Source organism: Tamlana sp. 2_MG-2023 (assembly GCF_030548465.1).
GTDB lineage: Bacteria > Bacteroidota > Bacteroidia > Flavobacteriales > Flavobacteriaceae > Pseudotamlana.
Map to the genome: position 1 here is coordinate 176,473 of NZ_JAUOSF010000007.1, position 24,397 is coordinate 200,869.

General features: G+C 34.6%; 24 protein-coding genes. 19 read left to right on the top strand and 5 right to left on the bottom strand.

Annotation, left to right across the window (positions count from 1 at the left end):
* Positions 1 to 9 precede the first annotated feature (9 nt).
* Positions 10 to 249: a hypothetical protein gene (locus Q4566_RS13045; RefSeq protein ID WP_303421891.1), complete on the bottom strand. Its 240-nt coding sequence runs from the start codon at positions 247 to 249 to the stop codon at positions 10 to 12.
* A gap of 134 nt (positions 250 to 383) precedes the next feature.
* On the opposite strand from Q4566_RS13045, the gene Q4566_RS13050 reads away from it, so the two are divergent.
* Entirely contained in the window at positions 384 to 1,259 is an 876-nt protein-coding gene (locus Q4566_RS13050; protein ID WP_303421893.1) for a DNA-binding transcriptional regulator, read from the top strand.
* Between the two features lie 6 nt (positions 1,260 to 1,265).
* Here Q4566_RS13050 and Q4566_RS13055 read toward each other — a convergent pair whose 3' ends face one another.
* Both Q4566_RS13055 and Q4566_RS13060 read right to left on the bottom strand, forming a co-directional pair.
* A complete protein-coding gene (locus Q4566_RS13055; RefSeq protein ID WP_303421895.1) occupies positions 1,266 to 1,823 on the bottom strand; it encodes a hypothetical protein in 558 nt (185 codons plus the stop codon).
* An 8-nt stretch (positions 1,824 to 1,831) separates the two neighbouring features.
* On the bottom strand, positions 1,832 to 2,254 hold the full coding sequence (locus Q4566_RS13060; RefSeq protein ID WP_303421896.1) for a hypothetical protein: 423 nt from the start codon (positions 2,252 to 2,254) through the stop codon (positions 1,832 to 1,834).
* Positions 2,255 to 2,499: 245 nt separating this feature from the next.
* On the opposite strand from Q4566_RS13060, the gene Q4566_RS13065 reads away from it, so the two are divergent.
* The 3 genes from Q4566_RS13065 to Q4566_RS13075 are packed head-to-tail and all read left to right on the top strand — an operon-like array spanning position 2,500 to position 3,391.
* On the top strand, positions 2,500 to 2,829 hold the full coding sequence (locus Q4566_RS13065) for a YtxH domain-containing protein (protein WP_303421898.1): 330 nt from the start codon (positions 2,500 to 2,502) through the stop codon (positions 2,827 to 2,829).
* Positions 2,830 to 2,835: 6 nt separating this feature from the next.
* The gene (locus Q4566_RS13070; RefSeq protein WP_303421900.1) at positions 2,836 to 3,183 is read left to right on the top strand and encodes a hypothetical protein; all 348 of its coding nucleotides are present in this window, start codon (positions 2,836 to 2,838) and stop codon (positions 3,181 to 3,183) included.
* A gap of 1 nt (position 3,184) precedes the next feature.
* Positions 3,185 to 3,391, top strand: coding sequence for a hypothetical protein (locus Q4566_RS13075; protein WP_303421902.1), 207 nt, complete (start codon positions 3,185 to 3,187; stop codon positions 3,389 to 3,391).
* Positions 3,392 to 3,476: 85 nt separating this feature from the next.
* On the opposite strand, the gene Q4566_RS13080 is transcribed toward Q4566_RS13075, so the two are convergent.
* Positions 3,477 to 5,915, bottom strand: a complete 2,439-nt coding sequence (locus Q4566_RS13080; RefSeq protein WP_303421904.1) for a T9SS type A sorting domain-containing protein — start codon at positions 5,913 to 5,915, stop codon at positions 3,477 to 3,479.
* 193 nt (positions 5,916 to 6,108) lie between these two features.
* On the opposite strand from Q4566_RS13080, the gene Q4566_RS13085 reads away from it, so the two are divergent.
* The 4 genes from Q4566_RS13085 (at position 6,109) to arsB (ending at position 8,714) form a co-directional block, all read left to right on the top strand.
* Positions 6,109 to 6,441 carry a helix-turn-helix transcriptional regulator gene (locus Q4566_RS13085; protein ID WP_303421906.1) on the top strand — a complete coding sequence of 111 codons (333 nt, stop codon included), beginning with the start codon at positions 6,109 to 6,111 and terminating at the stop codon, positions 6,439 to 6,441.
* A 50-nt stretch (positions 6,442 to 6,491) separates the two neighbouring features.
* A complete protein-coding gene (locus tag Q4566_RS13090; RefSeq protein WP_303421909.1) occupies positions 6,492 to 6,959 on the top strand; it encodes a DUF6428 family protein in 468 nt (155 codons plus the stop codon).
* Between the two features lie 80 nt (positions 6,960 to 7,039).
* The gene (locus Q4566_RS13095; RefSeq protein ID WP_303421911.1) at positions 7,040 to 7,657 is read left to right on the top strand and encodes a low molecular weight phosphatase family protein; all 618 of its coding nucleotides are present in this window, start codon (positions 7,040 to 7,042) and stop codon (positions 7,655 to 7,657) included.
* 1 nt (position 7,658) lies between these two features.
* Complete coding sequence (gene arsB / locus Q4566_RS13100; protein WP_303421913.1) at positions 7,659 to 8,714, top strand: ACR3 family arsenite efflux transporter; 1,056 nt, start codon at positions 7,659 to 7,661, stop codon at positions 8,712 to 8,714.
* A 117-nt stretch (positions 8,715 to 8,831) separates the two neighbouring features.
* Here the strand turns inward: arsB and Q4566_RS13105 are convergent, their stop codons facing one another.
* The gene (locus Q4566_RS13105; RefSeq protein ID WP_303421915.1) at positions 8,832 to 8,972 is read right to left on the bottom strand and encodes a hypothetical protein; all 141 of its coding nucleotides are present in this window, start codon (positions 8,970 to 8,972) and stop codon (positions 8,832 to 8,834) included.
* A gap of 223 nt (positions 8,973 to 9,195) precedes the next feature.
* Here Q4566_RS13105 and Q4566_RS13110 point away from each other — a divergent pair, with 223 nt between their 5' ends.
* The 11 genes from Q4566_RS13110 to Q4566_RS13160 all read left to right on the top strand — a co-directional run bounded on the left by Q4566_RS13110 (position 9,196) and on the right by Q4566_RS13160 (position 24,287).
* Entirely contained in the window at positions 9,196 to 9,795 is a 600-nt protein-coding gene (locus Q4566_RS13110; protein WP_303421917.1) for a hypothetical protein, read from the top strand.
* Positions 9,796 to 10,074: 279 nt separating this feature from the next.
* Positions 10,075 to 11,610, top strand: a complete 1,536-nt coding sequence (gene hutH, locus Q4566_RS13115) for a histidine ammonia-lyase (RefSeq protein WP_303421919.1) — start codon at positions 10,075 to 10,077, stop codon at positions 11,608 to 11,610.
* Positions 11,610 to 12,362: a 3-oxoacyl-ACP reductase FabG gene (fabG, locus tag Q4566_RS13120; protein ID WP_303421922.1), complete on the top strand. Its 753-nt coding sequence runs from the start codon at positions 11,610 to 11,612 to the stop codon at positions 12,360 to 12,362. The genes hutH and fabG overlap by 1 nt, the downstream gene beginning before the upstream one ends.
* Positions 12,363 to 12,373: 11 nt before the next feature.
* Positions 12,374 to 13,591: a beta-ketoacyl synthase gene (locus tag Q4566_RS13125; protein ID WP_303421924.1), complete on the top strand. Its 1,218-nt coding sequence runs from the start codon at positions 12,374 to 12,376 to the stop codon at positions 13,589 to 13,591.
* Between the two features lie 7 nt (positions 13,592 to 13,598).
* On the top strand, positions 13,599 to 13,841 hold the full coding sequence (locus Q4566_RS13130) for an acyl carrier protein (RefSeq protein ID WP_303421926.1): 243 nt from the start codon (positions 13,599 to 13,601) through the stop codon (positions 13,839 to 13,841).
* A 205-nt stretch (positions 13,842 to 14,046) separates the two neighbouring features.
* Entirely contained in the window at positions 14,047 to 15,243 is a 1,197-nt protein-coding gene (locus Q4566_RS13135) for a DUF2062 domain-containing protein (RefSeq protein WP_303421928.1), read from the top strand.
* 88 nt (positions 15,244 to 15,331) lie between these two features.
* Positions 15,332 to 18,916 (top strand): MMPL family transporter, encoded by a 3,585-nt coding sequence (locus Q4566_RS13140; RefSeq protein ID WP_303421930.1) that lies wholly within the window; start codon positions 15,332 to 15,334, stop codon positions 18,914 to 18,916.
* 3 nt (positions 18,917 to 18,919) lie between these two features.
* Positions 18,920 to 20,464: an NAD(P)/FAD-dependent oxidoreductase gene (locus Q4566_RS13145; RefSeq protein ID WP_303421932.1), complete on the top strand. Its 1,545-nt coding sequence runs from the start codon at positions 18,920 to 18,922 to the stop codon at positions 20,462 to 20,464.
* A 4-nt stretch (positions 20,465 to 20,468) separates the two neighbouring features.
* Positions 20,469 to 21,344 (top strand): cupin-like domain-containing protein, encoded by an 876-nt coding sequence (locus tag Q4566_RS13150; RefSeq protein ID WP_303421934.1) that lies wholly within the window; start codon positions 20,469 to 20,471, stop codon positions 21,342 to 21,344.
* On the top strand, positions 21,337 to 23,001 hold the full coding sequence (locus Q4566_RS13155) for a C45 family peptidase (protein ID WP_303421937.1): 1,665 nt from the start codon (positions 21,337 to 21,339) through the stop codon (positions 22,999 to 23,001). The genes Q4566_RS13150 and Q4566_RS13155 overlap by 8 nt, the downstream gene beginning before the upstream one ends.
* The gene (locus tag Q4566_RS13160) at positions 22,998 to 24,287 is read left to right on the top strand and encodes a phenylacetate--CoA ligase family protein (protein ID WP_303421939.1); all 1,290 of its coding nucleotides are present in this window, start codon (positions 22,998 to 23,000) and stop codon (positions 24,285 to 24,287) included. Before Q4566_RS13155 ends, Q4566_RS13160 begins: the two co-directional genes overlap by 4 nt.
* Positions 24,288 to 24,397 lie beyond the last annotated feature (110 nt).

Sequence of the window (24,397 nt, forward strand, 5' to 3'; positions counted from 1 at the left end):
AATTCATTTTTAAGGCTGGCTAGGCACATATATTAAACTATACGTTGCATCCTTTCTAAAATTAATCATCCATTGCACCAATAAATCTTCTGCTTTCTCTAAAGAAATCATAAACAAACTCGACAAAGCAGGCCCTGTACCATATAAATCATTTTTTCTAAACTTAGAAAGCATATGCAGATATAAGAAAACACTGCGCTCTAATGCCGTAATTGGTCTATATTTGTTACTTTTTATATTTTGATCCATCGTAATTGGTATAAGGAAACCCAATAGGGCTTGATTTACTAAACACAAAACTAAGTTCTAATACCGATTATCATTGCGACATGAAATGTCATGATGATATTTTAGTTATATTTAATGACCATTTTAAATTTTTAATGAAAAGATATTACTCCATAGGCGAGCTTTTTTGCGATTATCGCGAGTTTAACGACCTATCTCAAACAGACTTCGCCGCAAGTATTAAAGTTGATTTAAGAACCATACAACGTTGGGAAAAGAATCTAACTTTAGTGAAATCTGAAAAAGAAGAAGATATTGTTTTGGCTACTTTAATGCCTTATCAGCTCATTCATAACTTGAATGCCACCATACCCATACCAACATATTATAGTTTTAAGACTAGAAAATATTCACTTTCTGAACAAAATAACAAGCTTCCAAGTTTGTCTTGGTATAAAGATCAGATAGACCTTACTACACAAAATATTCGAACTATTGATTGTGATTTAGACCTTAAACACATCGATCATTTCATAGATTCTCAATATAAGGATGATACCTATGTAAATAATGATTTAATTACAGAAGCGGTAAGATTACTACCTGAACTTAATTTTGTGTTTGCGGGTAAAACAGGTTATTACGCCGGCCATTGCATTGTTTTACCTCTAAAAGAGGATACCTACCAGAAACTAAGAAATAGAGAAATATCAAATAAAAATCTACGTGCAACCGATTTAATTAACCCCACTCACGTAGAACGCCCTATTTATTACCGTTATGATATTACAGGCGATTGTAACGAAACCATTTTTTATGTAATGGCGCAATTTTTTAGATATTTTAGAAATCTAGAAAACAAAAACTACGTGTTATGTGGCTACACGGAACGTGATGATAATTACAATTTAAATCTAGAAATAGGATTAAAAAACGTTTGGGAAGATAAAGTGCTGCAAGAGCAATTGAATTTAGATTTCCCACCACGATTTGTTGAAGGAAATTTTAATCATTTTTTGTTTGATGATTAACGAACGTTAATCAAAAACGCATAAAATATCACTTTCTGGATATATTTTTTGAATCCAAAAGAGCTCATCAAATGTTTCTAAAAATTGAACGAGGGATTTAAATGCTTCTTGACTCACAAACACGTCATAACCTAGTAATTTGGAATCAACAACTAATAGATTGGTTGGTGTGTCGTTATAAGCATGGTAATTCATTAGAAATTCAAAACAGGCATTTCCTGCAATATTTTCATTTCTAATCACCCAGGATTTGACTTTGGATGCATCGTGTTTAATAGCATTATAATCATTCAATTCACCTAAAGCATAAGCTTCATATTTCTCATAATGCGAAAATTCTAAAAGTTTATCATACAATGTTACAAAAAGATAAGCATCTGGCTTTGTATCACAAGAGCAACAACCAGTAAATTTATGCTGGCAACCAGAATTCGGGCAATGCCAATTGTATTTTACATCTTTATAAAAAGCCTCATATTTCAAGAGCCAGGCTTGCACGTCTTTAAATGAAAAAAGACCTTGGGTTTGTAGATTTTTGAATTCAGTTAATGCGGTTAACTTCATAAATAAATTTAGTAATTAGCTTCTTGCATATAAGTATTCAACGACTTTCTTCTTATAATATTATATTGCTCTACTTGTTTAAACGAAGGAAGTGTGCCAAGTTTATATAACATATCATGAAGTGCTATAGCAAACCATTTTTTTTGTTCAACAGTTAATTGTTCAAGAACAGCATAAGCTTCGTCATCTGCTCTCGATGCGTATTTATGCACATATTGTTTTTTAATATCAAATCCAATGGCATCAAATTGCTCATGTATATAATTATACATTTTCAAGTTTAATTCATGTTCATCAGCCATCATAACCATCAAAAAGGAATGCACCATCGCTTCCATCTGCTCATTATTTAAACTCATGCTTAATGCTTTAACATTGGTATTCGTTTGAAAACCTAGTTCTTCATGCTTACTTCTTAATAAATTAACCACAGTATAAATGTTTTTATTCTACACAAAATTAACTTAAACTACAGATTATCAGCACGACATGACGTGTCGGCAATATCTTTCCATACATGAAATACATTTACACTACGCAAGACATATATATTTCAAAATGAGTGGTTTTTTGAAGTAAGCATAAGCCTACTTTTAATCACTTAAAACTTTTAAGTGATTAAATCATTTTGTATATTGTATTCTTGTATTGCATTAATTTTTAAATAATAAATATTATGAATGATAATGGTAACACATTTTTAGGACTTTTAGCAGGAACTGCAATTGGTGCGGTTTTAGGAATTTTATTTGCTCCAGATAAAGGCGTAAATACAAGACAACGTTTAAGTGACGAGGCTGATACAGCGAAGCATAAAATATCTGATTTAGCACACGAACTTAAAGAGCAAGCTATGAGTACAGCTTCTACACAAAAGAAAAGTTTAGATGAACATGTAGAATCTATTGTTTCAGATGTAAGCTACAAAGCAGACGATATTATTTCAACGCTTGAGAAAAAACTAAAAGATCTTAAAGAGAAAAACAAAAACTTACAAAAATCATAACCATTTATGAGTTTAAACGACTCTTTAGCCGATACAAACAGAAAAGCAAAAGCAGTAAGTGAGAAGTTTTTTAATACCACTTACGATTATTATAAACTTAAAATATTCCAACAATTAACTGCCTCTTTTGGTATCGTTTTTAAAACTATATTCATTGGAAGCATGTTAATGATTGGTTTAACATTTATCGCTATAGCAGCGGCATTTCTTATTGGTAAAGCTTTAGGAAACTATACCCATGGTTTTTTAATTGTTGGAGGCGTTTTTATTCTACTTTCTTTAATTGCTTTTATGCTAAGAAAACATATGAGCAATTTTATAGTCAAAACACTCTCTGAAAAGTTTTTTAATTAATATGAAATCATATAAAGATACAGAAAGCCTAGAGCGCGATTTAAAGATTTTAGATTTAGAACGTAAGATTGCCTTGGAAGAATTTAAAACCTTAAAACATGACTATACAGAAAGTTTAAATCCCGTAAATTGGATTCCTACGAGTTTGAGATGGTTGGTTACCAATTATTCTACAAAATATCTTGTTAAGAAAATTTTCAATAGGTAAATCATATCTAAAAACGAAGGCGTTTATAAAATACAAAAGCTGTTGTGAGGAAACTTACAACAGCTTTTTTTCGTACTTAATATTGTTAATTTATAATCTTTGTTCTTAAACTTTCACCATTTGAAAACTGTACTTGAACAACGTATATCGCATGGCTCAAATGACTTATATCTACCTGTGTTTCGGATGCGTTTATTTCCAAATCAGCTTGTAAACGCCCTAACATGTCATAGATTTGGATATTTTCTATTTCGATGTCTTTGTTATTTGTATCACACATTAACTGGTTTTTGGTTTGCCCCAGAAAAAAGTTAGGCACAGCTGTTTCAACTTTTTCAACTGACAAAGCATTTGCATTAAATACAATTTGGAATCTATCAGAGAAATCACCTGTAACATCACTAACAAAAGTATACCCCGAATCGACCAAATTATGCTTGACATTCAAAGCTTTATCTAGTAAATAAATAGGCGAAGCGCTTAAAAAGTGTCCTTGTAGACGATCTAGGCTAATGGTAAATTCTGTTTGCTCTATAATATGATTATCAAAACCTAGAGCTATACTTTCATGAATATCAATACTCTGTTTTGCTTTTCCTTGAATTTTAAATTTAGAAGCATCGTTTGGTATCTGGGTATAAAGCGTGGCAAACTTTTTATTGTTTAATAGTTTAGCATCGTAAACTTCGCCATCGAAACCATTTGTAGCTCCATCTACGTATGCAATTAACACCTGACTGAACACGCCGCTATTAGAGGTTAGATTAATCCAAAGTTTATCGTTTACAACTCCTACCTGCTTACTGTTGGAAACTTTAAAAAATTGTGTATTATCATATGTATCACCGCGCATGCTGTTTTTAAAAACTACATCGCCTGAATTTATAGCTGCAACAAAAAAGCTTTGCCCAGAGGCTATATAGCCATTTGGATGAACACCAGAATTGCCGGCCCCTGCTGTTCCAGTACCTCCTGAGAGATTATAAAAAGCGTAATCGTCTTGAGAGAAATTTTGCTGCTCATTTCCTATAGTTCCAGCATCGGCAGCTGTAACCTGATCCCAGAAATATATAGTACCGTTTAACAGTGATGTATTTTCAGTTAAAAAATCATCGGCCGAAATAGCGCCAGGATATGGGTTTCCTATTAAATTCCAATTGGTATAACTTGGGCTGTTTGCCACAACGGGAACGGTTATTTCTGCCGTATTAAAAGTACCTACAAAATCATAATCGTTACTTCCCGACTTTGGAAAAGAAGCATAACCCACACCAGGAATCATCGCACCACTAGCACGCTGCCAATCATCTCCATCATCATCAATATCATCTTGCCCAGCTACATAAACACCAGCATTACCAGATTGTTCTGCTAGTAGATCCTCAAAATTAGCAGCATTAAACCAATACCGTCTTCCGGATGGCGTACCTGCTAAAGCATTTTCAATAGTGGTATTTTCCACTGGTGAACTCCAATACGTATATTCCACATTACTGTTAGAAACTTTAGTTTTTGTAAGTTTCACTCCTCCAGAAGAATTATCGGTAAAATTGCCTAAGTAATAGTTTTGCACAAAATTCGATTCGCTATCTACCTCTAAATTCCCGTCTACTGTTACATCATGATCAACTTCTACATAGGCACCTTCACGAACTCTCAGCGTAGCTCCAGCATTAATAAATAAAGAACAGGTTTCTAAAGGTCCATTTACAAAAGTGTCATAATCTGCCGTTAAAATAGCAGACTCGTTAATTGTAGGTACTACTCCGAGAGACCAATTGCTCCCATCCCATATATTACTAGGGCAGCATGAATAATTACAACCACCAAGAGGGAGGTAAACTGGAGGATCTGTTGAAACCGTTCTTCGAGGAAGTAAATTCCAGTTATTTTCAACAGCAATTTCGGTTTCAATATCTGAGATACCAATAACCGTAGAACAATCGTAAGCCCCTGAAGTATTATTTCCATAGTAAATAGCCGATGGACCATCGGTTAAACCTGGAGGAATATCAGAGAACTGAGCATCCGCAGCAGCTGTATCTCCCCACCCCCTTGCGCCATACATGATCGCATGAACCATAACTGGACTGCTAAAATTTCCATCAAAGGCAATAATCTGATCATTAACCCCTTGTAAACCGAATCCATTATCTGTTTCGGTTGCCGTACCAAAAGTGCAAGTCCAATCACTTTGATTCACTCCTGTTCCTGTAAACAAAAACACTTCCGTACCACAATCAATACCAGTCGCAGGCGCTGTCCATTCTAAAACCCCTTCAGCATTACCGTTACCTCCCCCAGAAATGAACCTGTTTAACGAATTAGACCATCCTATATCAGTAAATTTAATTATTCTACCAGGGTCAATATCGGTTAACACAACAAAAGTAAACTGGTCAGCACCTTTATCATCAGCATTATACCCTGTAATCATGACTTCATTAACACCTAAAACCGTTTGGCCCTCAACCAAAGCAAGGCCACTTATAAACATAAAAGCTATTAAGAAATTCTTTATCATAAAAAAGCAATTTTTATTATTCTAAGCGAAATACCAAAATTAGCGCAGCATGACCTTGCCGAACAGATACATATTAACCAATTTGCAGTCTCAATTATCCAATCACCAAAATCAACATTATAAAAAAAAATTCAAGAAATTAGCACATCAAATTTGTTTATCGTAATATTGCAATATACAAATACAAAGTACTATGGGCGTATCAAAAACAGAAATGTTTACCGACTTACAAAACGAAATTTCTATAATTTCAAAAGCATTTAGTCATCCTGCTCGGGTTACTATTTTACAATATTTATTTAAAATCGACTCTTGTGTTTGTGGAGATTTAGTCAACGAAATTGGTTTAGCTCAGCCAACCATTTCACAGCATTTAAAAGAACTCAAGCATTTAGGTTTAATTAAAGGGAATGTTGAAGGCACCAGCGTTTGTTACTGTATTAACCATGAAAAGTGGGCTACAATGAAAACAGTCATGTCTGAGTTTTTAGACCAAGACATCCCTAAGAAAAACGACTGTTGTTAAAAAAAAATTTACATTTATTAATCGCGATATCGCAATAAACAAATATAGTTATGAAACTTTCAGAAGTAAAAAACAAGTTAAGTACTTTAAACAAAATTGCATTTCAATTGCCTAACGGCACTCTAGTTCCAAGTCATTTTCACGTGACCGAAGTTGGAAAAATCACAAAACACTTTATAGATTGTGGTGGCACAGTAAGACATGAAGAAGTGGCTAATTTTCAACTATGGAATGCCAATGATTATGATCACAGATTACATCCCGAAAAGCTATTAAACATTATTGAACTTTCTGAAAAAGCTTTAGAAATAGGTGATTTAGAAATTGAAGTGGAGTATCAAGATTCCACTATTGGCAAATACGGATTGGATTTTGACGGTACCAATTTTCTGTTGACCACCAAGCAAACCGATTGCTTAGCAAAAGACAACTGTGGTATTCCTGAAGAAAAACCAAAAATAAAATTATCGGAAGTTGAAGCTTCATCATGTTGCTCACCAAGTAGCGGTTGTTGTTAATCAACACAAGATATTTTAAACAACCATGTGCTAAATAAGCATCAGCATCACATCATTCATAACATACAATCAAACAAAAAATGAGCCTTTTTAAGAATATTGAAACCACGATTTCAACACTAAACGTTGAAACCATTTCGAAGGAACGTAAAGAAACTTTACAGCCTTTAGTTGATTTTATACAAACTAAAGTTGATGCGAATCAAGACATTCGTATCAACTTTATCTGTACACATAACTCACGTCGCAGTCATTTATCACAAGTTTGGGCACAAACATTAGCCTATCATTTTAACATTAAAAATGTGTTTTGTTATTCTGGAGGCACCGAAGCTACAGCCCTTTTCCCTATGGCTGCCGAAACTTTAGCAAACACAGGATTTGAAATAGAAACTCTTTCCGAAGAAAAAAACCCAGTGTACAGCATTAAATACACAGCTAATGCACATCCTATTATTGGATTTTCTAAAAAACTAGATGCAAACTTCAACCCATCATCTGAATTTGCTGCAATAATGACCTGCTCACAAGCTGATGGCGGTTGTCCATTTATCGCTGGTGCGGAAAAACGTATCCCAATTACTTTTGAAGATCCAAAAGCTTTTGACAATACGCCGCAACAGGCTGAAAAATACAACGAACGAAGCTTGCAAATAGCAACTGAATTATTTTATGTATTCAATCAAATAAACGCTTAAAATGGCTTCAAATAAAAAACTGAGTTTTCTAGACAGTTACCTGACCCTTTGGATTTTTATCGCCATGGCTATAGGTGTTGGTATTGGCTATTTCGTACCATCATTTCCAGATGTAATCGATTCGTTTAGCGTGGGCACCACAAATATTCCTATTGCCATCGGACTTATTTTAATGATGTATCCGCCACTAGCAAAAGTGAATTATGCCTTACTACCGAAGGTCTTTAAAAACACAAAGATCTTATCCATTTCCCTTATTTTGAACTGGATTGTTGGTCCTGTTTTAATGTTCTTTTTAGCCATTACGTTTTTACGTGATTACCCTGAATATATGGTAGGACTTATTCTTATTGGATTAGCCCGGTGTATTGCCATGGTTTTAGTATGGAATGACCTTGCCGAAGGCAATGCCGAATACGGCGCTGGATTAGTAGCCTTGAACAGTATTTTCCAAGTATTTGCGTATAGCTTCTATACTTGGATTTTCATCACAGTTTTACCGCCTTACTTTGGGTTTGAAGGTGCCATTGTAGATATCTCCATTGCAACTATTGCTGAAAGTGTTGCCATTTACTTAGGTATTCCTTTCTTACTAGGAATTTTAAGTCGTGTGGTTTTAGTGAAATTAAAAGGTGAAGATTGGTACAACAACAAATTTATTCCAGCCATTTCACCCTTAACCCTAATCGCGCTTTTATTTACTATCGTCGTGATGTTTTCACTAAAGGGAGAATTGATTGTTGAAATTCCAATGGATGTGTTAATCATTGCCGTGCCTTTACTCATCTACTTTGCCCTTATGTTTATCATTGGTTTCTTTTTCACAAGAGCCATGGGTGCAGAGTACGATAAAACAGCCGCAGTAGCTTTTACAGCTGCTGGCAACAACTTCGAATTGGCCATTGCAGTTGCCATAGCCGTTTTCGGATTAAATTCCGGACAAGCATTTACGGGAGTTATAGGACCTTTAGTTGAAGTTCCCGCCTTAATACTCTTAGTGCGTGTATCGTTTTGGTTACGTAAAAAGTATTATGGAAATACACTTAAAAAAGCATAAAAATTAATTTCACGCTCTCGATTAGAAATAATATATTTCTATGATGTTAAAAAGCTCCTAAAAGTTAAACTTTATAGGAGCTTTTTTTAATTACTAACTAATCTTCCTTCTTCTTATTTAAAACCCATAAAGTAATAAATGTGTTACAAGCGATCCTAAACTCACTATAAATAAGGTTAGGTAAACGAACTTAAACAAATTGTATCCTAAAATTTCAGTTTCATTATCTAATTGTAAATTATTGTGTAAAGTATTCATGATTTTGAGGTTTTTTATTAAGTACAAGTCTATCCGAAACATCTTGATAAACAATCGGGTAAGTTGTATTAATCTATGTTATTGCTATACCCTAAATTTACACTTGATAAAGGTTTATTTATACGACATACCATGTCATGTATTTAAAACACATTATTTAAGAGAGTTCGTACGCTTATTTCTATATATTAGCCCCACTAACCATTTAAACCAAAACAAAGTCATGAGAAAAAATGTAACCATTATTGTAATCTGTTTATTTGCATCCTTTGCCTATTCCCAAAAAATAAAAGTGGAAACAGGAAGTTTTAAAGATTTAAAAGATATAAAAGCTTACGCACTAACTTTCGATTACAGCAACCTAGAAATTCCGAAATACGACTCTGAAGAAGCTTTTCTAGAAGATAAAATGGCTAAAAGAGAAGAAAAAGAAGCTGGAGCTGGAGAAGTATTTAAAAAATCTTGGTTTGCAGATAGACCAGACAGATACGAACCAAAATTTATTGAATCTTTCAATAAGAGATTTGATGATGGCGAAGTAAAGGTAGCTAAAGACACCGAAGCCCAGTATACCATGCTTGTAAAAACAACCATGATGTATGCAGGATATAACGTAGGGGTTATGCGCCAAAATGCAAAAATTGAAGCCACTATTTCAGTTTATGAAACTAACAACCCTAGTGACGTGTTATTCTCGGCAGACATCACTAAAGTTGAAGGAAACGGTGCTGGTGGTTACGATTTCAACTCTGGATACCGTATTTCTGAAGCTTATGCCAAGCTTGCAAAAGAATTTGCTAAAAAAATAAATAAAGTCATCTAATTCACTTTAGAATTACAAAACATACAAATATAGCATTGGTTAAACCGTTTTAGGGTATTTAATCAATGCTTTTTAATTAGAAAACTATTCAAATAATAAATAGTTTTTCACATACAGCCCCTATGTTTTTCTTACGAAAAAAGGTGTCGCAATCGCTTACTTTTTAGACTCTATAAATCTTCCTAGTATAAAATCATTTATTATTCTAAATTTGCACACCAAAATAACTACTTTACAGGCCGTTATTAAAAGATTATTTTACGCACAAAAACAAGATAGATGTTAAAACTAGATGGTACACTTAGGATTGAAGAATTTTATAAGATTATTTTTGAAAACAACCCTTTAGAAATTGATGCGAGTGTTTATCAAACCATAGAAAATAGTTTTAACTTTTTAAAAGATTTTTCGGAAAACAAAACCATATACGGCGTAAACACTGGGTTTGGCCCCATGGCTCAATACAAAATTAACGATGCCGATCGTATAAAACTACAATACAATTTAATTAGAAGTCACGCTTCAGGCACAGGAAATATTATACCCCCACAATACGTAAAAGCAGCAATGCTTGCCCGTTTAAACACCTTATCATTAGGGCATTCTGGGGTTCATAAATCGGTTATCGAATTAATGAATCAACTGATTAACAGAAATATTATTCCGTTAATTTACGAGCATGGTGGTGTTGGTGCTAGTGGCGATTTAGTACAATTAGCACATTTAGCGCTTGTTTTAATAGGTGAAGGTGAAGTGATTTACAAAGGTGAATTAACACCAACCAAAGACGTTTTCGAAATTGAAAACTTAAAACCTATTTCTGTGGTTTTACGCGAAGGTTTAGCCTTAATGAATGGTACTTCTGTCATGACGGGAATTGGTATTGTAAATACGATAAATACAAGACGATTATTAAATTGGGGGATTTTATGTTCGTCTGCAATTAACGAAATCATGCAGGCGTACGATGATCATTTATCATTAGAATTAAACCAATCAAAAAAACATAAAGGACAACGTGAAATCGCTAAATTGATGAGAAATCATTTAAGCGATAGTCAACTAACAAGAAAACGTGAAGAGTTCCTGTACAATAAAAACCCTGACGTTAAAATTTTTGAAGAGAAAGTTCAAGAATATTACTCGATCCGTTGTGTGCCTCAAATTTTAGGACCAGTTTTAGATACCCTAAATGATGTGGAACGCATTTTAATGGAAGAAGTCAATTCAGCAAACGATAACCCGATTGTTAGTGTTGAAAAACAACACGTGTACCACGGTGGAAACTTTCACGGCGATTATGTGTCTTTAGAAATGGACAAGCTAAAACTGGTAGTAACTAAAATGAGTATGCTTGCCGAACGTCAACTTAACTATTTATTAAACCCAAATCTTAACAATACCCTACCAGCATTTGTTAACTTAGGAACTTTAGGTTTAAACTTTGGTATGCAAGGTGTTCAATTTACAGCAACCTCAACAACAGCTGAAAACCAAACGCTTTCTAACCCAATGTATGTACATAGTATCCCTAACAATAACGATAATCAAGATATTGTAAGTATGGGTACCAATGCAGCGCTAATCACTAAAAAGGTGGTTGAAAATGCTTATGAGGTTATGGCTATCGAATTAATTACAATTGTTCAAGCCATTGAATTTTTAGACGTTCAGGACAAAATTTCTTCAAAAACTAAAAAAGCATACGAAGCCATTAGAAAAATAGTTCCTGCATTTAAAGAAGATATTATCATGTATCCTTATGTAAATGAAGTTAAAGCATTTATTATGAATCATGAAAATAATATCGTATAATGAAAGAGAAGAATGATATGACAAAATACGCATTAGTAACAGGAGGATCTAGAGGTATCGGTAAGGCCATTTGTATTCAACTGGCAAAAGATTCCGATTACCACATCATTATAAATTACAACAGCAATAAGGAAGCTGCTTTAGAAACTTTAAAATCTGTTGAAGAAGCTGGAGGAAAAGGCGAAATATTAGGATTTAATGTCTCTAATCTTTCAGAAGTTGCTCAAGCTTTAGACGCTTGGCAAGAAAACAACAAAGAGGCAATTATAGAAGTGATTGTAAACAATGCAGGCATTACAAAAGATGGCTTGTTTATGTGGATGAAACCAGAAGATTGGAATGATGTGATAAACACCAGTCTTAACGGTTTCTTTAATGTAACCAATCACCTTATTCAGAAATTATTAGTCAACAAATATGGTCGTATCATTAATTTAGTTTCGGTTTCCGGACTAAAAGGCACACCTGGACAAACCAATTATTCTGCCGCAAAAGGTGCTGTAATTTCAGCAACCAAAGCATTAGCTCAAGAAATTGCAAAAAGAAATATTACCGTAAACGCTGTGGCACCAGGGTTTATTAAAACAGATATGACGGGAGAATTAAATGAAAAAGAATTAAAAAAATTAGTGCCAGCCAACCGTTTTGGAGATGCTGAAGAGGTCGCACATTTAGTATCCTTTTTAGCTTCTAAAAAAGCTTCTTACATTACAGGAGAGGTTATTAATATTAACGGCGGTATTTACTCCTAAACAAGTAAAATATGAGAAGAGTTGTTATAACAGGCATGGGAATTTATTCCTGCATCGGGAAAAATCTAGAAGAGGTAAAGACATCTTTATACAATGGCACTTCAGGAATTATCTATGATGACAAAAGAAAACCCTACGGTTATCGCTCCTGTTTAACTGGTATGGTGGATACGCCAGACCTAAAAAAGCAGCTTGGAAGAAGACAACGTATTAGCTTAGGCGAAGAAGGTGTTTATGCTTATGTAGCCACCAAGGAAGCCTTAGATAACGCAAAAATAACGCAAGACTATCTAGACAAACACGAAGTGGGTATCCTCTACGGAAACGATAGTACAGCGAAATCGATTATAGAATCGGCTGATTTAATAAGAGAGAAAAAAGACACCAATTTAGTAGGCTCAGGGGCTATTTTTAGAGGCATGAACTCCTCTATTACCATGAACCTTTCAACCATATTCAAGTTAACAGGCATCAATTTTACAGTTAGTGCCGCTTGTGCTAGTGGCTCTCATGCTATTGGTATGGCGTACCAACTTATAAAAAGCGAACTACAAGACTGTATTATTTGTGGTGGCGCTCAAGAAATTAACGAACTGGCCATGGGTAGTTTTGATGGCTTAGGGGTGTTTTCTGTAAATACCGATGAACCAGGTAAAGCTTCACGACCATTCGATAAAAACCGCGATGGTTTAGTACCTAGTGGTGGTGGCGCAACACTTATTGTTGAAAGTTATGAATCTGCGGTTAAACGTGGTGCTCCTATTTTAGCTGAAATTGTAGGTTATGGTTTTTCTTCTAATGGCGAGCATATTTCCACACCTAATGTGGAAGGCCCTGCACGTGCTATGAAAAAAGCCCTTGCTCAAGCAAATATTCCTGCTGATAGCATCGATTACGTAAACGCACATGCCACTTCTACACCGGTTGGAGATAGCAATGAAGCGAAAGCTATTTTTGATGTTTTTGGTGAAAATGGCCCACATGTGAGTTCTACAAAATCCATGACCGGACATGAATGTTGGATGGCTGGAGCAAGCGAAGTGATTTACTCGATGCTTATGATGCAAAACTCGTTTGTTGCACCTAATATTAATTTAGAAAATCCTGATGAGGACGCCAGTAAATTAAATTTAGTAAGCAAAACGCTAGATAAAAAAATTGATGTATTTTTGTCGAATTCCTTTGGTTTTGGAGGAACAAATTCAGCATTAATAATAAAAAAATTGTAATACAGAGATGGAAAAAGGAGTTATTATTGAAAAAATAAACAACTTTCTTGTTGATGAGTTTGAAGTTGAATCGGAAGACATATTACCTGAAGCAAATCTTAAGGAAACCCTTGAACTTGATAGTTTAGATTTTGTAGATTTAGTCGTGGCTATTGAATCAAATTTTGGTGTAAAATTGGTGAGTGACGATTTTATAAACGTAGATACACTTCAGGATTTTTACGATCTTATTGAAAATAAATTAAGCTAGGTTTTAGCTGAATTTTTTAACTAAACGCAGTTAGAAAGTCACATTAACCTTAAAATGAAATACAGAAAAGCATCTATTGTCACGATAGATGCTTTTTTTATTATATTACTAAATTTACGCAGAGCTCGAATGCTTTAAAATGTAATAGTATATTTGTATAAAATATTGATTTGATTTCGCTGGATAAATCAAATGTCAACCAACAATGAAGGAGACCCTAACACATAATACATCAACCACTTTATCTTGTTGCGTTATTATACCAACTTATAATAACCAAAAGACATTACAGCAGGTTATTAAAGGTGTTTTAGAACATACTAAAAGTATTATTATAGTGAACGATGGAGCAACCGATGCCACATCAAGTATTCTTCAACAATATCCAGAGGTACAACAAATTCATTTTACTGAAAATAAAGGCAAAGGTCAAGCCTTACGTGCTGGTTTTAAAGAAGCTTTACGTTTGGGTTATAAATATGCCATTACTATTGATTCGGATGGGCAGCATTTCCCAGAAGACATTCCTGTGTTTATAGAAACCTTAGAGAAAGCAGAAAACAAAAATCTCTTGTTAATAGGCGCACGAAACATGAATCAGAAAAGCGTGCCTAAAAAAAGCAGCTTCGGAAATAAGTTTTCTAACTTTTGGTACAAACTAGAAACAGGCATTGAACTTCAAGACACCCAATCTGGATTCAGACTCTACCCGATTCACCAACTTAAAGATCTAACATTTTATACGTCTAAATTTGAATTTGAAATTGAAATTATTGTAAGAGCCGCTTGGAACGGGATTGATGTAAAAAACATTCCAATAAACATTCTATACGATGAGGCAGAGCGCGTATCGCACTTCCGCCCGTTTAAAGATTTTACACGTATAAGCATTTTAAATACTTGGTTTGTGATCATTACCTTTCTTTACATAAAACCTAGAGATTTATTCAGAAAATTAAAAAAAAAAGGCGTTAAGCGTTTTCTAACAGAAGATTTGTTAAGTCATAACGACTCGCCAAGAAAAAAAGCCTTATCCCTAACTTTAGGTGTTTTTATTGGACTTACCCCTCTGTGGGGCTTCCACTCTGCACTCACTATTTTTTTAGCGGTCATTTTTAAATTAAACAAAGCGATAGCATTCGCTTTTTCTAACATAAGTATTCCACCATTTATTCCTTTTATTGTTTTTTTAAGCGTTGTGTTAGGCAACCTTATCTTAGGACAAAATGAAACCTTTAACCTTAAAGAAATCACCACAGATTTTGAAGTATTAAAACACCTTAAAACCTATATTGTTGGAAGTTTTAGTCTGGCCACAATAGCCGCATTAATCGTAGGTCCTTTAAGTTATTTGCTTTTTTCGGTGTTTCAAAAGAAAAAAGTACCAGCAGTAAATGCATAATTTATTTTTTAACATACACACCTACTTCCTCACGAGAAAACCATTAGGTTTTGGGTTATTGATTCTTATTTTCTCCTGCTTAATTTTCATGGCTTCTAAAATTGAATTTGAAGAGGACATCACAAAACTTATCCCAAGTACCACTGAAAACTCTGAAGCCCAAAAGGTTTTAAAAAATGTAAATTTCACGGATAAAATTATCGTGAATATTACAAAATCTCCCGATGCTTCCGTTGATGATTTAACCCAATACGCCTCACAATTTATAGACAGTATATCTCAAAATTCAGGAGATTACATCAAGCACATTCAAGGTCAGGTAGAACAAGCTGAAATGCAGCATACCATAAATTTCGTTTATGAGAATCTGCCTTTATTTCTAGAAGATTCAGATTACGAAAGTATCACAAACAAAATTGGCAAAGACAGCATAGATGCCATAACTTTAAACAATTATAAAACCTTAATTGCGCCTTCCGGAATTATAGCCAAAGACTTCATATTAAAAGACCCCTTGGGTATTTCATTTATTGCTTTAAAGAAATTACAAGATTTAAGTTTTGGTGAAGATTTCACTCTAGAAAACGGTTTTCTAGTAAGTAAAGACAAATCGCATATTTTATTGTTTATCACGCCAGTTTTAGATGCCAGCGAAACATCACAAAACACGCAATTTGTCGAAAATTTATATGCTACTAATTCTAAATTGAATACTGCTTTTAAAGGCAAAGTAAATAGCGAATACTACGGTGGAACCCTAATCGCAGTCGCTAACGCCAATCAAATTAAAAAAGACATTCAGCTTACTGTTAGCATTGCGTTAACTGTTTTACTGCTTATTTTCATCGTATTCTATAGAAAGTTAACCATTCCTATTATTTTATTCATTCCAACAATTTTTGGCGGATTATTAGCCATTGTTATTTTGTTTTTGGTTCGAGAAAAAATATCAGCGATTTCGTTAGGTATTGGGTCGGTACTTCTAGGTGTGACTTTAGATTATTCCTTACACATATTAACGCATCTTCGAAGCCATAATCATGTAAAAAACTTATATAAAGAAATTTCGAAGCCTATTTTAATGAGTAGTTTAACCACGGCTTTGGCTTTTTTATGCTTACTCTTTATAAACTCTCAGGCGCTACAAGATTTAGGACTTTTTACCGCAATAAGTGTCATGGGCTCTTCAATTTTTGCTTTGCTTTTTATTCCGCATGTATATAAAAAATCAACTAAAAAAGTTAAGAAAAACACCTTGCTGGATAAGATTGCCTCTTATAATCTGCATCAAAAAAAATGGGCTATTATTGGCTTGGTTTTACTTTGTATTGGGAGCCTATTCACCTACAACAGTCTAAAATTCAACAATGATATTAGTCAGTTAAACTACCTACCAGATCATTTAAAATCTGCCGAGTTACGTTTAGACAAACTTATAAACAGCAGCTCTAAATCTATTTATATCGCTGCCTATGGCAATTCCGAAGAAAAAACACTTCAAGTTAATGACGCCATTTTAAAGAAACTTAAAACTTTAAAAAGCAATCAGGACATTCTCAACTACAGTTCGGTAGGCACTTTAGTACATTCCGAAAAGCAACAAAACCATAAAATTGCTAAATGGCATGCCTTCTGGGATATTGAAACCATTGAAAACACAAAAAACAACATTATTGAAAGTGGTAACACCTTAGGTTTTAAACCCAAAACTTTTAGTGCGTTTTACAATTTACTCGATCAAGATTTCAACAGCTTAAAAAGCCAAGATTATAAAGCTTTAAAATCAATTTCGGTTGATGATTACATTTCAACAAAAGATGATTTTACAACCATAACTACTTTGGTGAAAGTTGAAGATGAAGCTACCATATTAGAAGCCTTTAAAAACCAAGACCAAGTACTCCTAATCGATAGAAAGCAAATAAATGAAACCTTTTTAGGGCATCTAAAAAGTGACTTTAACAAGCTTATTGGCTATTCATTAATTGCGGTTTTAGTACTACTGTTTTTATTCTACAAAAGCTTTTCACTTACCTTGGTTACAAGTTTGCCTATTTGCCTTACTTGGTTGTTAACCATCGGGGTTATGGGGCTGTTTCATATTGAATTTAATATTTTTAATATTATCATTTCAACCTTTATTTTTGGTTTAGGTATCGATTACAGCATTTTTATCACCAACGGATTACTGCATGAATACCGTACCGGTGAAAAAGCTTTAACCACACATAAAACATCTATTTTACTTTCTGTAATTACCACTATTTTAGGCGTAGGTGTTTTAATTTTTGCTAAACATCCGGCGCTGCATTCCATATCGCTAGTAAGTTTGATAGGCATTTTATCTGCGGTACTTGTGGCTTTTACAATTCAGCCCTTATTATTTAAATTATTTATAGGCAGTAAAAATAAACGCCCGGTGTCTTTACGCGTTTTTCTTTATTCCATTGTATCATTTACCTATTTTGGCTTAGGCGGACTATTACTATCACTTTTCAGTGTAACGATCTTGAGAATTATTCCCCTTCCGAAGAAAACAAAAATGAACTGGTTTCATGTGCTCATTTCAAAATTCATGAAATCGGTACTTTATACACAGCTTTTCTTAGGCAAGAAAGTGATTAATCTTAACCAAGAAGATTTCAAAAAACAAGGCATTATCATCGCGAATCACACCTCATTTTTAGACATTTTAGCCATCGGAATGCTGCATCCAAAAATTATATTTTTAGTAAACGATTGGGTTTATAATTCACCTGTTTTTGGAAAAGCCGTACAACTGGCTGGTTTTTATCCGGTATCAAATGGTATTGATAACGGATTAGATCACTTGCAGAAAAAAGTAGATCAAGGTTACACCTTAATGGCTTTCCCGGAAGGGACACGGTCTAAAACTCACAAAATTAAACGCTTCCATAAAGGCGCTTTCTATCTCGCGGAACAATTTAATTTAGATATTATTCCTGTACTTATTCATGGGAATTCAGAGATTATTCCCAAAGGAGAATCTATGATTAGAGATGGCCAGATTACCTTGAAGATTTTAGATAGAATTTCACCAAACGATACGCGTTTTGGAAAAAACTATTCGCAACGTGCCAAAGGTATTGGCGCTTACTTTAGAAGTGAATTTAACAACTTAAGAAAAGAAAAAGAAGGCCCAACCTACTTTCATAAAATACTTTTAGACGATTACAGATATAATGGCCAAGCGTTATACAAAAAAGTACGCGAAGATATTAACACCAACAAGGACAACTACCAAACCATATTAGATGCTGTTGGCGACAAAGACAGCATTGCGCATATCTCCAATGATTCCGGTCAACTTGACTTTTTATTAGCATTACATGGCGTAGATAGAAAGATCATTTCTTATATTGAAAATCAAAACGATAGGACCTTAGTTAAAAACAGCTACATTACCAATACACGACATATAACCTGTGTAGAAAGTATTGAAGCCTTAGTGGTAAATCCAGCAAATGTTTTAATTTTAAACACGAGCCAAATACATGATGAAGCGATTTTAAAGCCCTTTCTTAACACGGTAAATCAAATTATATTATTAAAAGAAAGCAGGTTCCTAGATATTTCAAACATGTGTAATCAGGGCTTTCAACCTAGCTATCAAAACAATAGCGTTATAATCTTAAGCAAAACAGTAGAATAATAAATGAAATCACATTACGATATTGTCATTATTGGAAGTGGATTAGGTGGTTTGGTTTCTGCTAACATTCTAGCAAAAGAAGGTTATAAGGTTTGTGTTTTAGAAAAAAACAATCAATACGGTGGTAACTTACAAACCTTTGTTCGCGATAAAACCATTTTCGATACAGGCGTTCATTATATAGGAGGCTTGAGTGAAGGCCAGAACTTATATCAGTATTTTAATTATCTCGGTATTATGGATGATTTAAAGCTGAAAAAATTAGATGAAGATGGCTTTGATATCGTGACTTTTGATAATGATCCCACCGAATACAAACACGCTCAAGGATATGACAAATTCATCGAACAATTGGTGGCTCAATTTCCGGATGAAGAAAAAGCCATTACAGCCTATTGCGATAAACTAAAAGCCTTTTGCGGAAAATTTCCGTTATATCGTTTAAAACTTGGTAAACCTTACCATGAAAACTCAGATATTTTCAGCCTTAAGGCCAAAGATTATATCGATTCCATCACCACCAACGAAAAATTACGTGCGGTGCTTGCGGGTTCAAACTTTTTATATGCTGGCGATTCTTATCGCACACCGTTTTACGTACACGCCTTATCCATAAACTCCTTTATTGAGAGTTCCTACAGATGTATTAATGGTGGCAGTCAAATCTCCAAACTTTTAATTAGAAGGTTGAAAGAAAACAATGGTGAAGCTTATAACCATCAAGAAGTCGTAAAGTTTAATTGTGAAGACAAAAAAATAACATCAGTTATTACAAAAAAAGGAGATACCATTTCTGGCGATCTATTTATTTCTAACATTGAACCCAAACTAACGATTCAAATGGTTGGCGAAGATCAATTTAGAAAGGTTTATGCCAATCGCATTAAAAATATAGAACCGGTTATTGCGGGTTTTAGCCTTTATATTGTTTTAAAACCCAATACGTTTAAATACCAAAATTGTAATTTCTACCATTTTAAAAACGAAGAAATGGTCTGGAAGAGCCAAGACTACACCAATGCAAGTTGGCCAGATAGTTATATGATTTCCATGGGAATCAACAAAAAAACAGACGTTTATGGTGATAGTTTAACCGTTTTAACTTATATGCGTTACGAAGAGGTCGAACCTTGGGCAAACACCACAAATACGGTGGTTAACAAAAATGACCGAGGCCAAACTTACGAACAATTTAAAGCAGAAAAAGCAGAGATACTCATTTGTGAATTAGAGAAGAAATTCCCAAATATTAGAGCATGTATTCAAGAAACTTACACCTCAACCCCACTATCGTACAGAGATTACATTGGTTCTCATAATGGTTCCATGTATGGTTATGTTAAGGACGCCAACAACCCGTTAAAATCATTTGTATCGCCAAGAACAAAGATTAAAAATCTATTATTAACGGGACAAAGTTTAAATATGCATGGTATTTTAGGCGTTACTATTGGAGCGGTACTAACCAGTTCGGAAATCGTTGGTATGGAAACCCTAATAAGCAAGATACAGGAAGCAAATAAAATTGAAGATAACACTTTAAGTTAATGGCATGGGACAATTTAAAACAACGCCAATCACCAGAGTTAAAAGTATTAGTAAAGCAGACTTTATTGAACACTATTACAAACCTCAGCGCCCTGTTTTAATCGAAAACCTAACCTCCGATTGGCCTGCTTTTAAAAAGTGGAATTTAGACTATATTCAAAAACGTGCGGGCGATCAAATCGTACCATTATACAACAACAAACCTGCAACTGGGAAACAAAGTGTTTACGCCCCGGTTAAAAAAATAAAGCTCTACGATTATATTGAACTGCTAAAAACAGAACCGACCGATTTACGCATTTTCTTTTATAATATTTTAGACAGCATGCCCGAGCTGCTTAAAGACTTTAAGTATCCAGATATTGGGTTGAAATTCTTTAAACGCTTACCGGCACTATTTTTTGGAGGCGGCGACTCTAAAGTTTTTATGCATTATGATATTGACCTACCAGATAGCATGCACTTTCATTTTCACGGCCATAAAAGTGTAACCCTATTTTCGCCAGAGCAATCGAAATATCTATATCAAGTGCCTTTTTCCATTCATAATTTGGATAAAATCGACATGGATGATCCAGATTTTGATAAATATCCCGCTTTACAATTCGCCGAAGGCATCCATGCCGAAATGAAACATGGCGATGCACTTTATATGCCAAGTGGTTACTGGCATTACATAAAATATTTAGATGGCGGATTTTCAATGACGCTAAGAGCGCTACCCAAGCGCCCAAAGAAATTTTTAACCATGATGTACAACGTCTTCATTATGCGTCATTTTGATAATGGTATGCGCCGTTTTTATGGGCAGAAATGGTTAAATTACAAAGAGGAACTTGCCGTGAAGAAAGCAGATAAAACGATAAGGAAAAATGCCTAAAACGACTTTTAAAGCCCTTTTGTATAGCATCATTTTCCTTGTATTGGCTTCATGTGGCATATCAAACTCATTGCAAGATGTACCAAACGTTAGTGCTTACAACGACTCCATCCCAAAACGCACACAATCAAACGATTCAAGCTTTGTTTTAGGCAACAATTCGCTTAACAAAAACAAACAAGGCCTGTGGGAGCTTTATGTTGAAGGCGATCCTTATGAACGCGGATTAATTACAGGAAGCCTCACCAAAGAATTATTTCAAAACCAAGAGCGCTATTTCTTATCTAAAATTGATGATTTAGTGCCTTCAGAAAACAGTCAGAAATTTTTACGTCATTTTTTATCCTGGTACAACCGTAAAATGTATTTACATGTTCCTAATGAATATAAAACAGAAATTTACGGCCTCTCAAAATACGCCATAACCGATCAAACACCCTTTGCAAACAGCTATCTTAGAGGGCTATACTTTCACGGTGCGCATGATATAGGTCATGCCTTACAAGATCTCGCTTTAGTGGGCTGCTCTTCATTTGCTGCTTGGGGCGATAAATCTGAAGACGGCAGTTTAATTATTGGTAGAAATTTCGATTTTTACGCTGGAGATGATTTTTCAAAAGATAAGATTGTCAGTTTTATAAGTCCCACGACTGGCTATAAATTCATGTCGGTGTCTTGGGCGGGCATGATTGGCGTGGTTTCAGGCATGAACGAACATGGTTTAACCGTAACCATTAACGCAGGAAAATCAAAAGTACCCTTAATAGCAAAAACACCAATTTCCATAGTTAACCGAGAAATTTTACAATACGCCACAAACATTGAAGAAGCCATTGCCATTGCAAAGAAACGTGAAGTTTTTGTTTCAGAGTCTATTTTTGTAGGCAGTGCAAAAGACAATAAAGCCGTGATTATTGAGGTGTCTCCAGATAATTTTGGGGTTTATGAAGTGGAGAATACTAATCAGTTAATTTGTTCGAATCACTTTCAAAGTAACGCTTACGCGGAAGACAAAAACAACCAGAAACATATTACTGAAAGTCATTCCATGTACCGATACCAGCGCATGGAGGAACTTCTAAATAAACAAACAAAAATAACACCACAAATAGCGGTAGACATTCTAAGAAATAAAAAAGGCCTCAATGGTAAAACGATAGGCTACGGAAACGAAAAAGCACTAAACCAGTTATTAGCACATCATGCGGTGGTTTTTAAACCTGAGCAACGCTTAGTTTGGGTATCTTCAAACCCCTATCAATTGGGAGAATTTGTAGCTTATAATCTAAACAATATTTTTAATAATCCACAGAAAACAGATTTTTCAAATACCGCTTTAACCATTGAAAAAGACCCGTTTCAGTTCACCGAAGCTTATAAAAATTATCAAAGCTATCGCAAACTTAGATCCCAAGTCATTAGTGCAATAAACAACAAAAAACAACTTGACGATGTGGTACTCAAGCAAATAAAAGCTGCAAATCCAGAATTTTGGGAAGCATATTATTTAGTAGGTTTGTACAATTACAATAATGGTTATTATACAGCAGCACTCGAAGCTTTTGAGACAGCCCAAACCAAAGAAATCACTACGGTTCCAGACCGTGAAAGTGTTGCAGGCTACATTAAAAAATTAAAAAGAAAATTACGTTTATGATTCCAGATATAGAAAAAGCATCTACCGCCGAGATAAAGGCTTTTCAAGAAGTGCAATTAAAAATACTTCTTAGCTATTTAAACACACATTCTACGTTCTATAAGCGTCTTTTTGAAACAGAAAACATAGATATTAACAGCATCAATACGTTAGAAGATTTAGCTGTTATTCCAACAACAACGAAGGACGATTTACAACAATTTAACGAAGACTTTATTTGTGTACCAAGACATAAAATTATCGACTACGTAACCACATCTGGAACTTTAGGCGAGCCCGTTACTTTTGCCTTAACAGATAACGATTTAAACCGTTTGGCGCATAATGAAGCCATTTCTTTTGCCTGTGCTGGTGTTAAGCAGGAAGATGTCATTCAGCTCATGACTACCATAGACAGACGTTTTATGGCAGGGTTAGCCTATTTTTTAGGCGCGCGAGAACTTGGAGCTGGAATCATTAGAGTAGGAAACGGCATTCCTGAATTGCAATGGGATTCTATAAAAAAATTCAAACCTACCTACGTCATTGCGGTTCCGTCATTTTTACTAAAACTTATAGAACATGCCGAACAGCACGGCATCGATTTAAATGCTTCTTCTGTAAAAGGCGCTATTTGCATTGGCGAATCGCTGAGAGAGCAAGATTTTTCATTAAATATCTTATCTAAAAAAATTAAAGAAAAGTGGAATATTGAGTTGTTTTCAACCTATGCCTCTACAGAAATGAACACCGCTTTTACCGAATGTGAGGCGCAACAAGGCGGTCATCACCATCCGGAATTGATTATCATTGAAATTCTTGATGAAAACAATCAACCTGTAGCTCCCGACGAATCTGGTGAATTGACGATTACGACTTTAGGGGTTGAAGGCATGCCATTACTCCGATTTAAAACCGGTGACATTGTAAAAGCACATCACGAAAAGTGCAGCTGCGGCAGAAACACCACACGTCTAGGACCAGTAATTGGTAGAAAGAAACAAATGATAAAGTATAAGGGCACCACCTTGTATCCACCAGCCATGCATAACATTCTGAATGATTTTAACGAGATTGAATCGTACATCATCGAGATTTCACACAACAGCATTGGTACCGATGAAATCCTTCTTAAAATAGCCACTTCTAACCCAACCGATCACTTTTTACAGCATATAAAAGATCATTTTAGAGCCAAACTAAGGGTACTTCCTAAAATAGAATTTTGTGATAGAAAAGAAATTCAAAAGATTCAATTTCCGAAAATGAGCAGAAAACCTTTAATGGTTATTGATCGTAGGAATTAGTGTTTTTGTTAGTTTAAAATTTCCGTGCTCAGTAGCTAAATGTGTTAAACATTCACTGTTGTCAGTTCGAGCGCAGTCGAGAACGTTTCGATGTCAAAAAAAGCAATCTC

What these genes read in the sequence shown, in the direction of transcription:
- Q4566_RS13045 (WP_303421891.1), bottom strand. Translation starts at nt 249, where the DNA reads ATGGATCAAAATATAAAAAGTAACAAATATAGACCAATTACGGCATTA.
- Q4566_RS13050 (WP_303421893.1), top strand. Translation starts at nt 384, where the DNA reads ATGAAAAGATATTACTCCATAGGCGAGCTTTTTTGCGATTATCGCGAG.
- Q4566_RS13055 (WP_303421895.1), bottom strand. Translation starts at nt 1,823, where the DNA reads ATGAAGTTAACCGCATTAACTGAATTCAAAAATCTACAAACCCAAGGT.
- Q4566_RS13065 (WP_303421898.1), top strand. Translation starts at nt 2,500, where the DNA reads ATGAATGATAATGGTAACACATTTTTAGGACTTTTAGCAGGAACTGCA.
- Q4566_RS13070 (WP_303421900.1), top strand. Translation starts at nt 2,836, where the DNA reads ATGAGTTTAAACGACTCTTTAGCCGATACAAACAGAAAAGCAAAAGCA.
- Q4566_RS13075 (WP_303421902.1), top strand. Translation starts at nt 3,185, where the DNA reads ATGAAATCATATAAAGATACAGAAAGCCTAGAGCGCGATTTAAAGATT.
- Q4566_RS13080 (WP_303421904.1), bottom strand. Translation starts at nt 5,915, where the DNA reads ATGATAAAGAATTTCTTAATAGCTTTTATGTTTATAAGTGGCCTTGCT.
- Q4566_RS13085 (WP_303421906.1), top strand. Translation starts at nt 6,109, where the DNA reads ATGGGCGTATCAAAAACAGAAATGTTTACCGACTTACAAAACGAAATT.
- Q4566_RS13090 (WP_303421909.1), top strand. Translation starts at nt 6,492, where the DNA reads ATGAAACTTTCAGAAGTAAAAAACAAGTTAAGTACTTTAAACAAAATT.
- Q4566_RS13095 (WP_303421911.1), top strand. Translation starts at nt 7,040, where the DNA reads ATGAGCCTTTTTAAGAATATTGAAACCACGATTTCAACACTAAACGTT.
- arsB (WP_303421913.1), top strand. Translation starts at nt 7,659, where the DNA reads ATGGCTTCAAATAAAAAACTGAGTTTTCTAGACAGTTACCTGACCCTT.
- Q4566_RS13105 (WP_303421915.1), bottom strand. Translation starts at nt 8,972, where the DNA reads ATGAATACTTTACACAATAATTTACAATTAGATAATGAAACTGAAATT.
- Q4566_RS13110 (WP_303421917.1), top strand. Translation starts at nt 9,196, where the DNA reads ATGAGAAAAAATGTAACCATTATTGTAATCTGTTTATTTGCATCCTTT.
- hutH (WP_303421919.1), top strand. Translation starts at nt 10,075, where the DNA reads ATGTTAAAACTAGATGGTACACTTAGGATTGAAGAATTTTATAAGATT.
- fabG (WP_303421922.1), top strand. Translation starts at nt 11,610, where the DNA reads ATGAAAGAGAAGAATGATATGACAAAATACGCATTAGTAACAGGAGGA.
- Q4566_RS13125 (WP_303421924.1), top strand. Translation starts at nt 12,374, where the DNA reads ATGAGAAGAGTTGTTATAACAGGCATGGGAATTTATTCCTGCATCGGG.
- Q4566_RS13130 (WP_303421926.1), top strand. Translation starts at nt 13,599, where the DNA reads ATGGAAAAAGGAGTTATTATTGAAAAAATAAACAACTTTCTTGTTGAT.
- Q4566_RS13135 (WP_303421928.1), top strand. Translation starts at nt 14,047, where the DNA reads ATGAAGGAGACCCTAACACATAATACATCAACCACTTTATCTTGTTGC.
- Q4566_RS13140 (WP_303421930.1), top strand. Translation starts at nt 15,332, where the DNA reads ATGGCTTCTAAAATTGAATTTGAAGAGGACATCACAAAACTTATCCCA.
- Q4566_RS13145 (WP_303421932.1), top strand. Translation starts at nt 18,920, where the DNA reads ATGAAATCACATTACGATATTGTCATTATTGGAAGTGGATTAGGTGGT.
- Q4566_RS13150 (WP_303421934.1), top strand. Translation starts at nt 20,469, where the DNA reads ATGGGACAATTTAAAACAACGCCAATCACCAGAGTTAAAAGTATTAGT.
- Q4566_RS13155 (WP_303421937.1), top strand. Translation starts at nt 21,337, where the DNA reads ATGCCTAAAACGACTTTTAAAGCCCTTTTGTATAGCATCATTTTCCTT.
- Q4566_RS13160 (WP_303421939.1), top strand. Translation starts at nt 22,998, where the DNA reads ATGATTCCAGATATAGAAAAAGCATCTACCGCCGAGATAAAGGCTTTT.